This is a genomic window from Massilia sp. DJPM01, assembly GCF_030348125.1.
Classification (GTDB): domain Bacteria; phylum Pseudomonadota; class Gammaproteobacteria; order Burkholderiales; family Burkholderiaceae_D; genus Telluria_A; species Telluria_A frigida.
The window spans coordinates 59,366-70,842 of sequence record NZ_JAQOZV010000040.1 but is presented as its reverse complement, the minus strand read 5'-3'; the positions used below and the strand labels follow the sequence as shown (position 1 = coordinate 70,842).

At 65.0% G+C, this 11,477-nt stretch carries 11 protein-coding genes and 1 pseudogene; all 12 read right to left on the bottom strand.

All coding sequences use genetic code 11. The features are described 5' to 3' along the window. Nucleotides 1-76 precede the first annotated feature (76 nt). Nucleotides 77-1,156 (bottom strand): porin, encoded by a 1,080-nt coding sequence (locus PO883_RS23005; protein ID WP_289311817.1) that lies wholly within the window; start codon nt 1,154-1,156, stop codon nt 77-79. 32 nt (nt 1,157-1,188) lie between these two features. Further along, the gene (locus PO883_RS23000) at nt 1,189-3,033 is read right to left on the bottom strand and encodes an AMP-dependent synthetase/ligase (RefSeq protein WP_289311816.1); all 1,845 of its coding nucleotides are present in this window, start codon (nt 3,031-3,033) and stop codon (nt 1,189-1,191) included. Nucleotides 3,034-3,056: 23 nt separating this feature from the next. After that, a pseudogene (locus PO883_RS22995) lies at nt 3,057-3,194 on the bottom strand (catalase); the annotation flags it as partial. Then, entirely contained in the window at nt 3,191-3,529 is a 339-nt protein-coding gene (locus PO883_RS22990) for a chaperone modulator CbpM (RefSeq protein WP_289311815.1), read from the bottom strand. The pseudogene PO883_RS22995 and the gene PO883_RS22990, both read right to left, overlap by 4 nt. Further along, entirely contained in the window at nt 3,526-4,482 is a 957-nt protein-coding gene (locus PO883_RS22985) for a DnaJ C-terminal domain-containing protein (RefSeq protein WP_289311814.1), read from the bottom strand. The genes PO883_RS22990 and PO883_RS22985 overlap by 4 nt, the downstream gene beginning before the upstream one ends. Before the next feature lie 281 nt (nt 4,483-4,763). After that, nucleotides 4,764-6,182, bottom strand: a complete 1,419-nt coding sequence (locus PO883_RS22980; protein WP_289311813.1) for a sensor histidine kinase — start codon at nt 6,180-6,182, stop codon at nt 4,764-4,766. Then, nucleotides 6,179-6,844 carry a response regulator transcription factor gene (locus tag PO883_RS22975; RefSeq protein ID WP_289311812.1) on the bottom strand — a complete coding sequence of 222 codons (666 nt, stop codon included), beginning with the start codon at nt 6,842-6,844 and terminating at the stop codon, nt 6,179-6,181. The genes PO883_RS22980 and PO883_RS22975 overlap by 4 nt, the downstream gene beginning before the upstream one ends. Nucleotides 6,845-6,866: 22 nt before the next feature. Then, nucleotides 6,867-7,517, bottom strand: coding sequence for a tetratricopeptide repeat protein (locus PO883_RS22970; protein ID WP_289311811.1), 651 nt, complete (start codon nt 7,515-7,517; stop codon nt 6,867-6,869). Nucleotides 7,518-7,549: 32 nt separating this feature from the next. Further along, nucleotides 7,550-8,350 carry an SDR family oxidoreductase gene (locus tag PO883_RS22965; protein WP_289311810.1) on the bottom strand — a complete coding sequence of 267 codons (801 nt, stop codon included), beginning with the start codon at nt 8,348-8,350 and terminating at the stop codon, nt 7,550-7,552. 1 nt (nt 8,351) lies between these two features. After that, complete coding sequence (locus PO883_RS22960) at nt 8,352-9,011, bottom strand: TenA family transcriptional regulator (protein WP_289311809.1); 660 nt, start codon at nt 9,009-9,011, stop codon at nt 8,352-8,354. After that, nucleotides 9,008-10,474: an AMP-binding protein gene (locus PO883_RS22955; RefSeq protein WP_373890095.1), complete on the bottom strand. Its 1,467-nt coding sequence runs from the start codon at nt 10,472-10,474 to the stop codon at nt 9,008-9,010. Before PO883_RS22955 ends, PO883_RS22960 begins: the two co-directional genes overlap by 4 nt. Next, nucleotides 10,458-11,084 (bottom strand): thermostable hemolysin, encoded by a 627-nt coding sequence (locus tag PO883_RS22950; RefSeq protein WP_289311807.1) that lies wholly within the window; start codon nt 11,082-11,084, stop codon nt 10,458-10,460. Before PO883_RS22950 ends, PO883_RS22955 begins: the two co-directional genes overlap by 17 nt. Between the last annotated feature and the right edge of the window lie 393 nt (nt 11,085-11,477).

Below are 11,477 nucleotides of genomic sequence, written 5' to 3'. Positions count from 1 at the left end.
CTAGTACTTTTATTTCCATTATCCTGTCCTCTTAGTGAATCCGCGAGCCGTGTTGATGCGCAGAGCGCGCCGCCGGTCAGAATGCATGGCGCACCCCGAGATTGAGCGCGCTATTTCCCGATCCCGGGTCGGAATTGTTCGCCACCGTATAGCCAGCCCCTTGCCGATTGCTGATGCGGGCATACGCGCTGTACACCGTGGTTCGCTTGGAGAGCGGATAGAGATAGGCCAAGCCGCAGGCGCGCGCATCCTGGTTGAAGGCGGTCTTGTCGTCCTTGCGCATGAGCGATCCCACCAGCGATCCGCCGGCCAGGGGCGCTGTGAATCCAAGCAGTACTTCGGCGCCATCGAGCGACGCGGTCGGACGCACGCCGCCGTAGGGATTGTTCGCATTGGCCAGTGGTGCGCTATTGAAGCCCTTGTCGACGCCGTACGCAATGTACGCCTTGAGGACGCCAACGTCGTAGTTTGCCGCCAGCAAGGTATTTCTGCCAATGCTGCGGCTGACCGCCGCCACACCGGCAGTCGCGGCAATGTCCGAGTTTTTGTGGTTAAACGCGAGCCGGACGTTCAACTTGCCGGCGGCGTAGCCGAACGCTGCGCCCAATTGCCTGCCGGCAGACGCCGAGACCTGCTCGCCCGCGCTGTAGGCCAGTTCGCCCGTCACACCGTGCGTGGCCGGCATCGCATACATCAACGTGTTGCTGGTGCGAACATTGCTGCCAGAATCGGGAAACAGATTCTTGGCCGTTCCCGCCAGGCCGGTGCCGAACGGATCGCCCACACCCGTCAGGGTGCTGTGATATGGCGTGTACTGCCGGCCCAGCGTCAAGCTTCCCGCTGCGCTCTTGATACCGACGAATGCTTGCCGGTTGAACAGCGTCGCGGCGTTGTCAAGCTCGCCGGTGTCGATCTTCAATCCGCTTTCCAGTGTGAAGATGGCGGCCATGCCGCCCCCGAGATGCTCACTGCCGCGCAGGCCCACTCTGGATGCGGACGCAATACCGCTGCCCAGCCGGGTCACGCTGCCGGCGCTGCCGCCAGCTTCGCGCACCAGGCCAGCATCGGCAATCCCGTACAGCGTCACGCTGCTTTGCGCCGCGGCGGCGGCGCTGCCGGCTGCCAGGACGGCGCCAGCGATGGACTTGAATTTCATGTCTTTATCCTTTTCCCCAATAGCTGAGAACATCAACGCTGATAGACCCGGGCCATGTCGGCAGCGAAGTGATTGGCCAGATTCAAGCGTTTGAGCTTGAGCGTGGGTGTCAGCAGGGTATTCTCGCTGGTCCACGGCAGCAGGCTCAGGATGACGGCCCGGGGCTGTGCATAGTGGGGGAATGCCGTGGTAAGTTCGCGCACGCGCTGGAGCGCCAAGGCCTGGGCGCGCGGGTCGCGCAAGCTGTCATGGGCGAGCTGGTTCAGATTCAGCTCGGCGGCCAGCCGGGTCCAGCCGGACTGGCTCAACACCACAGCGCAGGCGATGAACGGCTGGTCGTCGCCGAAGGCATACGCCTGCTCGAACAGCGGGTCGCCGGTGATGGCCTGCTCCAGGTCGGCGGGAGCGATTTTCTCGCCGGTCGAGGTGACGATGATCTCCTTGATGCGGCCGAGAATGCGAATGCGCCCATCCTCGATCGCAGCCTGGTCGCCCGTTCGCAGCCAACCGTCGACAAATGCGGCGGCCGTGTCGGCCTCGCGCTTCCAGTAGCCGCGCATGACGCTGCGGCCGCGCACCTGCAGTTCCCGATTCTCGCCGATACGCACCTCGACGCCCTGCAGCGCCCTGCCGATGGTGGCGGGGTCGTTGTCGTGCGGCGCATTGGCGGCCACCACGGGCGAGGTTTCGGTCATGCCGTAGCCCTGCAAAATGGGCAGCCCCAATCCAAGAAAGCAGTGCGCGATTGCTTGCGATAGTGCCGCCCCGCCGCTCACGGCCGCCCGCAGGCGGCCGCCCAACTGCTTGCGGATGGTGGCGGCCACGAGCTTGTCGAGCATGGGCCACAGCAATTCGTCAATCCAGGCCGGCATGCGGCCTGGCACGGCCAAGTGCTGCGTGCGGCAAAAACGACGCCAGCCCACGGTGTGCGCCGCGCGAAACAGCATCGACTTCACGCGCGAACCGGCCAGCTTGCCCGCGATCGCGCTGTACATCCGTTCGTAAATGCGCGGCACCGAAATGAGGATGGTGGGGCGCACCGCCTTCAGGTCGTCCGATAGCAGCGCGACCGAGCGCGCATGCGCCACGCAACTGCCCGCCGCAATCGGCAGGTAATAGCCGGCCGTACGCTCGAACGTGTGAGACAGCGGCAAAAATGACAGAAACACGTCCTGCGCCACCGGCGCCACGCGCAGCATTGTCGCCTTGACGTTTTCCAGCACATTGTCATGGGTGAGCATCACCCCTTTCGGCTTGCCGGTGGTCCCCGACGTGTAGACCAGCGCGGCCAGATCGTCGTGCTCCGGCCCCGGGCGCGGGCCCGGTTCGGCCGTCGCAGCCGAGGCCAGCCAGCCCTTGAGGGTCAGCACCGAGCGCTCCGCCGTCGCCGCCGCGGTGAGCTGCGCGCCGTCTGCAATGACGACGTGGCGCAGGAAAGGCAGCGCCATGCCGGTGGCGGCGATGGCCTGCCACTGCGCCTCCGATTGCGCCACCAGCAGCGATGCATCGCTGTCGGCCAGAATGAAAGCGATACTGTCCGGATTATCCAGCGCATGCATGGGGACCGGCACGCAGGCAAGGGCGAGTGCGGCCTGATCGACACTCACGCCATCCAGGCCATTGGGCAACAAAATGGCGACGCGGGCGCCGCGCTGCAAGTCGAGCGATTCCATGGCCAGGACAAAGCGCTCGACCCGCGCACCGATCTGCTGCCAGGATACGGCGCTCCAGTCTTGCGCCCGGGCGTCGAACGCCAGGTAGGCAGGTGCGTCCCGGCTTTGATTGACTCGCCAGGCAAACAGTTGCGCCAAGGTGCGGACAGCGCCGAGCTGATTGAGCGCGCCATCGGCGGCGAGCGAACTGACAAGCCGACTCACGCTTGCGCCGCGCCGAGGCGGGCAATGGCCTCGCGGTCGAAGCGGGCCAGATTTTCCAGATACCACACATCTTGCAGCAGCGCCGGAGCGCGCGGTCCAGCGGTCGGGATATTCTGCTTGCCGACGACTGGCGCACCAAATGCGGTGGTCAGATTTTTCATGGTAATTTTTCCTTGGGGAGCAACGCGATCGGGTGGCGGGACTGAGCGGCGAGCAGAGCCTGCTCCAGTGAAGCGATACGGCGCAGCAGCGTCATGGCCAGCGCCAGACCGTTGCGATCGAGCTGGAAATCGTCGCGCAGCCTGCGCGCCTGCCTTACTGTGACCACATGCAGCAGATGAAAGGACCGCGCCGCCTCATCGACGGGATCCATCAAGCCGTTCTCGACGAGGTCCTCGATTTCTTCGCGCGGCAAACCCGATACCTCGACCAGGTGCTCGATCGAACAAACGGCGGAGTCGTTCAGCCACAGGGCGTGCGTCACTTGCAACGTCATTTTTTCATCTCCTTTGCATCCCCGTTTGCGAAGTGCGGACGCGCCTGAAAGTCGGACACCTCGGCCAATTGCTGGTAGAGGGCGCGCTCGGCCTCGTTCACCGAGGACGGCGTCTTGATGAGAATGACGGCATGCAGCGCGCCGATGCTGCCATCGGCTGCGCGCAAACCGCGTTTGGCAAGGCGCAATTGCTGCCCACCAGTAGAGCCCGCCTTGACATTGAGTTCGACCGGCCCGTCCAGCGTGGGGACCCGGATGCTGGCCCCGAGCACCGCTTCCCACGGCGCCAGCGGCAGATCCATATACAGATCGCGGCCGCTGGTACGGTACAAAGGGTGGGGCGTCAATGCGAGCGCAACATACAGATCGCCCGCCGGACCGCCCTGCGTGCCGGGCCCGCCCTTGCCGGCCAGACGCAGGCGCTGGCCATCGGCGGCGCCGACTGGCAACGCAACGCGGAAAGTGCGGCTGACCCGATGCGGTATGCCGTGCGCGTCGATCTCGGGCAGGTTCGCTCGCACCTCGATGTCGCCGCCGCCGTGCAGCTGTTCAAGCGACACGGGGGCAGTGATTTCAACATCCTGACCGCGTGCGGGGGAAGGCCGACGTGGCGCCCCACCCCGGGCTGAACGTCCGAACGCGGCGAACAAATCGCCGAAGTCGACATCGTCGAAGCCGGATCCGTTCGGATCCACATCATGCTGCCAGCCGGGCGGCGGCGCAAAATCGGCGCCCGCGGGGGCCTTGCCGAGCTGGTCGTACGCGAGGCGTTTTTCGGGGTCTTTCAACACGGCATACGCCTCGCCGATTTCCTGGAATTTTTCCTTGCCGAGGGCATCCTTGGTGACATCAGGGTGATACTGGTGGGCCAGCTTGCGATAAGCCTGCTTGATCTCGCCGGCGCTGGCCGTGCGCTCGACCCCCATGGTCTGGTAATAGTCCTTGAATTTCACGTTGTTCCTGATGAAGTAAGCTGGCGCCGCCAGGCCAGCGGCCTGACTGGCTGAAGTGCAATAGGACGCGAGACCAAGGCCATGCGCACAAGGAAGTTCAAGCCGGGTTCAGTTTACGAATACGGCGATGAAGAAACGTTGATGCACATCAAAATTGACTGGCTATCAGCGGCCCTCTCTAGCTGGTGCGACATCCATAACGCGACCGGCGCTGGATTCATCGCCGGTTGCGTTATGGATGTCGCACTAACGGGCAGTACGGATCGCGGCCCGCAAGTCCGTCAGGTGGGGGCGTGGCAGCCAATCGTCGGCTCGAACGCCGGCAGCGACACCTCGACCACCGTGCCCTGCCCGTCGGCCTTGCGGTGGATGGCGATCGTGGCGTGGTGCTGGCCGGCGATTTCCTTGACGATCGCCAGCCCCAGGCCATGACCGGATGACTCGCTGCCGGGCACACGGTAATAGGGCGTGAAGATCCGTTCGAGCAGCTCGTCGGGAATGGCCGGACCGTCGTTCGACACGCTCAGCAACGCGCGCTCGCCACGCCGCGTCAGCGTGACCTGAATGTCGGTGCCCGGAGCGCCGTGCAGCGAGGCATTGTCGATCAGGTTTTGCAACAGCCGCCCAAGCTGCTCGCACTCGCCCCACACCAGGCAATCTTCCTGCGCTTCCAGGCCAATACTCTGGCCACGCCTGGTCAGTAGCGGCTCGAACGCGCCGATCACCTCGCAACAGATCTCGAGCAGCGAACTGGCCTCGGCGCTGCCGGCATTGCCGCCGGCACTGATCCGGCCCAGCGCCAGCATCTGATCGGCCAGCTTGCTGGTACGGCGCACCGCCACCATGGCGCTGTCGAGCGACTTGTTGCGTTCGGCCTCGCTGCCGGCGCGCAGTGCGTTTTCAAGGTGCAGTTGCAAGCCCGCGATCGGGGTCCGGATTTCGTGCGCGGCGGCATTGATGAAGTGCTGCTCGCGCTCGAATGCCGACTGTATACGCACCAGCAATTGATTCAGTTCGGTCACGATCGGCGCCAGTTCGAGCGGCGTTTCCGGCAACTCGATCAGGGCCAGGGATTCGGGCTGACGCGTGGCGATGCGCCTGGCCAGTTCCCCCAGCGCGCCCATGTTGCGGCTCAGCACGAAGTTGACTGCGCCTAGCATCAGCAGGCCGCCAATGGCGAGCGGGGTCAGGATCGACAAGCCGATGTCGTGCGCCATTTCCTGGCGTACTTCATCCTTTTCCGCCATCAGCACCCATACCGTGCCCGAATGCAGCGCGAATACTTGCCAGACAGTGCCACTGATCGTGTTCTGGCTGAAGCCCGGCGCCAGCTTGCCGAGCGCCGGGCCAGGGGCCGACGCCGACTTGGCCAGCAATTGCCCGGCGTCGCCCCAGACTTGAAATGCCACCTTGGTTTCATACGGGTGGCCAACGGTTTGCGGTGCATCGCTGGTGCTCGTTTCGAGCTCCTTCGGCAAGGCAATCACAAGCGGACGAGTGAGCGTCGCCGTGCCAAGCTGGCGCGCAACGAGCGCCTCCAGCACGCGCGCCGAGGTCGCCAGACGGGCGCTGAACAGTTCTTCGGACTCGTGCCGCGCCACCAGGTGCGCGCCCAGGCCAATGCCACCGAAGATGAGCAGCATGCAGGCGATGGTGGTACCCACCATGCGCCGCCGCAGCGAATACAGGCGGCCGCTCATGCGTTCGCCAGGCCGATGCGGTAGCCAACCCCGCGGATGGTCTTGATGGCGGCCGCCGACAGTTTCTTGCGGATATGGTGAACGTGGACATCGATGCTGTTGCTCTCGACCCCGTCACCCCAGCCATACAGCGACTCCTCGAGCTGGGCCCGGCTAAACACGCGCTGTGGGCTCTCCGCCATTTTCTTGAGCAGCATGAATTCCAGCCGCGCCATATCGACCGGCTTGCCTTGCCAGGTCACGCTCAAGCCTTCCAGGTCGAGCATCAGCTCACCCAGCTGCAACTGGTTGACAGTCTGGCCGCTGCGGCGCCGCATCAGCACCCGCAAGCGCGCCAGCAACTCGTCGAGCTCGAACGGCTTGACCAGGTAGTCGTCGGCGCCCAGGTCGAGCCCCAGAATGCGGTCGCGCGTGGCGTCGCGCGCCGACAGGATCAGCACCGGGAGCTGGTCGCCCCTGGCGCGCACGGCCTTGAGCACCTCGGTGCCGTCCATGGTGGGCAGGCCCAGGTCGAGCACCATCAGCGCGAACCGGTTGTCGGCCAGGGCGCGCACCGCGGCGGCGCCGTCGCGCACGTGTTCCACCGTATAGTGGGCGCGGCGCAGTGCCAGCAGCAAACCCGAGGCCAGCAAGTCGTCGTCTTCAACGAGCAAGATTCTCAATCGATCCCCTCCTCCGAGGCAATTACTGTCGTTTTGCGGCCACCTGCGCCAGCAACTGCGCGATTTCCTTGCGGCGCCCCTCGTCGGCCAACTGGCGGCCCGGGCGGGGCGGCGCCAGCAGGGCCTTGCGCAGATATTTCTCGGCACGGTCGAGCTCACCCTTGCGCAGCATGAACTCGCCGTAAAAATAGTTCGGGTCGATCCCGTCCGGATTGAGCGCCAGCCCTTTCCCGAGCATGTCGGCCGCCTTCTGGTCGTCGCCAAAGCCAAGCGGCCACCCCGGTACCTGATAGTACAGGGAACCGAGGCTGGTGTAGGCCGAACCGCCAAGTGCGTTGGCATTGATGGCCAGCGCCTGTTCCAGCGTTTTCTTGGCCGCCTTGACATGCGGCAGCGCACCCAGGCCGCCCTTGGCCCCGGCGTAGGTTGATTCGATGATCGCTTGCCAGACTAACACGTCGGCGCTGTTCGGGTTGCGCGCGGCGAGCACGCCAGCTTCCTTGACCAGCCGTTCAAACTGGGCTTCCTGCTGTGCGGCGGGCAACTGGTACTTGATGTGCTCCCATTCCTGCTGGAGCATGGTAACGTCTTCGGGCACGCCCGCGAACGCGGGTGCGGCGGCCAACAGTAGCGCGCCGATGGCTGCGCGAAGCTTGGTAATGTGTTGTTGCATGAAGCTCTCCTGAAAAAGGCAATGACCAGGGATTACTTGGGAAGGTGCTTGCGGATGATGGGCAACTGCGCCCGGATGGCGCCGTCCGGCAGTGCCGGCAGCAATTGATTGAGCAACACAAAGAACCGTTCCTTCGCGCCCAGCGTGCGCTGCCACCCGTTAGCGTCGAGGAAGCGCAGAAAGGCCGCCGCCACCTGTTCCGGTGTGTCTTCGGCGGTCTTGAGCGCGCGGTTCATGGCGCCGACGGCATCGCTGTTGATGGCGGTACGGGTAGCACGCGGCGCGAAATGGCGCACCTCGACGGCGCTGTCGGCCAGCTCGCGCCGCAACGCCTGGGTAAACCCTTTCAGGCCGGCCTTGGCGGCGCAGTAGGCGGCAAAGCCGGGAAAGCCGATCATGCCGAACACCGAGCCGATATTGACCACCTGCGCGGCCGGCGCGGCCATCAGCACGGGGATCAGCTGGCGCGTGAGCAGCATCGGCGCGAGCAAATTGGTGGCGAGCAGTGTGGCGATGACGTCGGGCGACTGGCTGGCGAAGGCGTGAAAATCGCTCACGCCGGCATTATTGACCAGCAGGTTGATGCCGCCAAGACTGCGTGCGGCCGTCTCGATCGCGCTCAGTGTGCGCGGATCGGTCAGATCGCCGCACACGATGTGCACCGGACAACTCTTGAGCTCATCTCGCAGTCCCTCGAGCGCGGCCCGGTTGCGCCCGACCAGGATCAAGAGCGCACACCCGGGCGCCAGTTGCCTGGCGATGGCCGCGCCGATGCCGCCGCTGGCGCCGGTCAGCACCGCGCGGTAGGGAAAGCCGGCGCTGCGCGCGCCCATCTCAAGCCTCCCGGCCGGATGGCAGGCTGCGGAAGATGTCGCCATACAGGCGGTACATCATGCGCGCGCTGTGCAGCACGGCCTGGCGGTCGGCGCTGTCGTCGAGCCGGTTCATCAACTCCTTGAAGAAGGCCACGTGCTTGATATCGAGGCTGCCGTGCGAGTTCAGGTAGCTGAACGCGGTCGGGGGCAAGCCCAATGCGCCCCGGATGATGTCGGCGGCGTGGGTCGCCAGCGCGGTGCTGGTGCCTTCGAGCACATGCACCATGCCGAAGAAGCTGACGGGATTTCCGCGGTCGATCTGGTGGTAGGCATAGGCGACCATCAGCTCGGTGCTCGGGTTGGGCTGGCCATGACGCACCAGCTCCGGATCGGCGCCGCAGGCGGCGATATCGGACAGGATCCACTCCTGATGCCCGAGCTCCTCCTCGATATACTCGGCGATGGCGTTGCGCAGCCATTCGTGTTTGCCGTCGAGGCGCGAGCCGCACGCCATCAGTAGCGGCACGGTATGCCTGACGTGATGATAAGCCTGGCTCAGGAAGGCGATGTACTGGGCCACCGTGATCTCGCCGCGCAGCGCGTCGCAGATCACGGGAATGGCGAACAGGTCCTGGCGTTCGGGCTCGGTGGCGGTTTGCAAGGTGTCGAAAAAACTCATACTGTGTACTCCGTGAGGTCGAAAAATGCGGCAATCTGTTCTTGGTAATGGGCATGGATGGCGGCGCGCCGCGGCCTGCCGTTGGCGGTGGCCTGGCCGTTGGCGGTGGTAAATGGCGCCGCCAGGCTCCAGCGCCGCACCTGGGCGTAATCGGGCAGATCGGCGTTGGCATGGTCCACCGCGTCCTGGATCAGCGCCACGCTGTCGTGACCGGGAAACGGCACGATCAGGGCCGCCAGGTAAGGCTGGCCCTCACCGACGACGAGCGCCTGGGCCAGGCGGGCGCTGCCGATCAGGGCCGACTCGGGCCACTCCGGCGACACATTGCGGCCATAGCCGGTAATGAGGATGTCCTTCTTGCGGCCATCGATGTACAGGAAACCGTCGGCGTCGAGGTGGCCCAGGTCGCCCGTGGCGAACCAGGCAGCGGCAGTGTCCTCCTGGCCCAGGTAGCGCGCATGCACGCCGCCAATCTCGATTTCGCCATCGGCGGCTATGCGCAACGTGCGTCCCGGCAGCGGGCGCCCCACGCTGCCGGCGCGCCGGGCGCCCGGCAGGTTGAGCGCGACCACGGAACTGCATTCGGACAAGCCATAGCCTTCATGGACGGGAAACCCGGCGCCGTTGGCAGCGGCGAGCAGACGCGCCGGGGTCTTGGCGCCGCCGACTGCCACCAGGCGCAGGCTGCGGATGCGGCTGTCATCGGGAGCGACGGCGGCCACCAGCGCTTGCAGCATCTGGGGCAGCACAATGATGCTGTGGGCCTGGTAGCGTTCGATCGCCGCCAGGCACAACTGTGGATCGAAGCCGCTCGAGCCGGACAGGCCGACCTCGGCCAGCGGCGGGCAGATCGTGGTCGCTGCGCTCAACATCGCCGTGTAGGGGCCGGCAATATTTTCCAGCAGTACAGCAAACGGTAACAGGCACAAATGCCGCTGCAAGTGCAGTTCGCCTAGACCGGCATGCAGCGCACGCGCGACATGCCACTGTTGGGCCGTACTGAGGCACACGCCCTTGGGGTTCGAGGTCGTGCCCGACGTAAAGGTGATTTTTTGCACATCGGTCAAGGCCGGCGCGGCGGCGGCCAGCAGGTTCTCGCACAGGGCGAGCGCGCCGCCGCAGTCGATGGCCTTGCCGAAACCGAGCGCCGCCCCCTGTTGCGGCTGGGCGCAAAACAAGGCTTGCGCACCACTTTGGGCGATCACGTGCAGCCATTGGGCGGGCGTGAAAAACAAGGGGAGCGGCACCAGGGTGATACCCATTTCCTGCGTGCACAGGTCAATCGCCAGCCATTCGGGCGAGTTATCGGCCAGCAGCGCGACCGGCGCCAGCGGTGCGCTGCGCGCCAGTAGCGCAGCGCGCAGTTGCGCGATGCGGGCCTGGAGCATGGCGCGGGTCCAGGGACCGGCCCCGCCATCGATCAGGGGGGCATTCTCGGGGAGTGTATCAAGCAAGTTGTGCATAGCCGTATCGGATGTCGCCAAACATCACCTGTGGTTGAGAGTTGTAATAGCTGCCCCAGTGTTTTCCAGCATCTGGCAGGCGGCGCGGGTCGGCTTCGGCCAGCACGCCCGGTTTCAGGCGCAGGCGAGTGAAGGAATTGAGCAGGCTGGCGGTGGCGGTAAAGGCCACCCAGTGCAAGCCTTGTCCATGCAGCAGGCGCGTCATACTGACGATGAGCGCGCGCGCCGCGCCGGCATGCCCGGACGCCAGGTTGCCCACTTCGACGATCTGGCAGCGTGCGATTGGATACCCTGCGCGCGCGCCGATTTCCTGCTCCAGTGGTCCATCGAGGTATTGTTCGAGGAACAAGGGGCCGTCGGCGGCGAGCGAATAACCGAGCGCCGCAATCCACTGGCCGGAAGCATCGCGACAACCGATCAGGGTGTCGCAGAAATGGCTGAGCTCGGCTCCATAGGACTTGAAGAAGGCAGCGGCGATGAATGCCTGGAGTCCGGCGCGGCCGGCGGCGTCTACGCCCAGGTACTCAGCGACATAATCGTGGCGCTTGCCGGTATGCGTCGCTTCGCTCTGCGTATCCGCGGTCCGAGGCGGGGCTATTTTCTGCAACATGTCGATTCTCCTGTCTGGCTTGTTCAGGAGAAGACTATCCAATGAACATTAACGCCAGATTAAGCGCGGGCAAGTAGCGTTATGAGTGAGTAATGCCAAGCGGGTCGCTCTCTTGAGAAACCTGAGCGTGAACCGAGCGCGCGTGACGGGGCCGGTGCTCGGCACAGCGAGCTTTCGACGCAGTAGTCCGCTCGTGCGCCTCGCTCATGCCCGGCGTGGGCCGGGCGCCACCCTCCTCGTCCTGGCGTTGCTTCAGAAGATTTGCGTGTCCCATCGTTCCTAACTGGAAAACCACCTGACGCACGCAAAGCCGTTCGGCAGGAACGCTCGCGGCCGCTGCTCGACGACCTGGGGTGCTGGCCGCGTTTTGCGTGCGGCGCTCATTCGTCTATC

Excerpts from the sequence above, each read along its gene's own strand:
- PO883_RS22980 (WP_289311813.1), bottom strand. The coding sequence starts at position 6,182 with ATGAGCGGCCGCCTGTATTCGCTGCGGCGGCGCATGGTGGGTACCACC.
- PO883_RS22990 (WP_289311815.1), bottom strand. The coding sequence starts at position 3,529 with ATGACGTTGCAAGTGACGCACGCCCTGTGGCTGAACGACTCCGCCGTT.
- PO883_RS22970 (WP_289311811.1), bottom strand. The coding sequence starts at position 7,517 with ATGCAACAACACATTACCAAGCTTCGCGCAGCCATCGGCGCGCTACTG.
- PO883_RS22960 (WP_289311809.1), bottom strand. The coding sequence starts at position 9,011 with ATGAGTTTTTTCGACACCTTGCAAACCGCCACCGAGCCCGAACGCCAG.
- PO883_RS22950 (WP_289311807.1), bottom strand. The coding sequence starts at position 11,084 with ATGTTGCAGAAAATAGCCCCGCCTCGGACCGCGGATACGCAGAGCGAA.
- PO883_RS23005 (WP_289311817.1), bottom strand. The coding sequence starts at position 1,156 with ATGAAATTCAAGTCCATCGCTGGCGCCGTCCTGGCAGCCGGCAGCGCC.
- PO883_RS22955 (WP_373890095.1), bottom strand. The coding sequence starts at position 10,474 with ATGCACAACTTGCTTGATACACTCCCCGAGAATGCCCCCCTGATCGAT.
- PO883_RS22965 (WP_289311810.1), bottom strand. The coding sequence starts at position 8,350 with ATGGGCGCGCGCAGCGCCGGCTTTCCCTACCGCGCGGTGCTGACCGGC.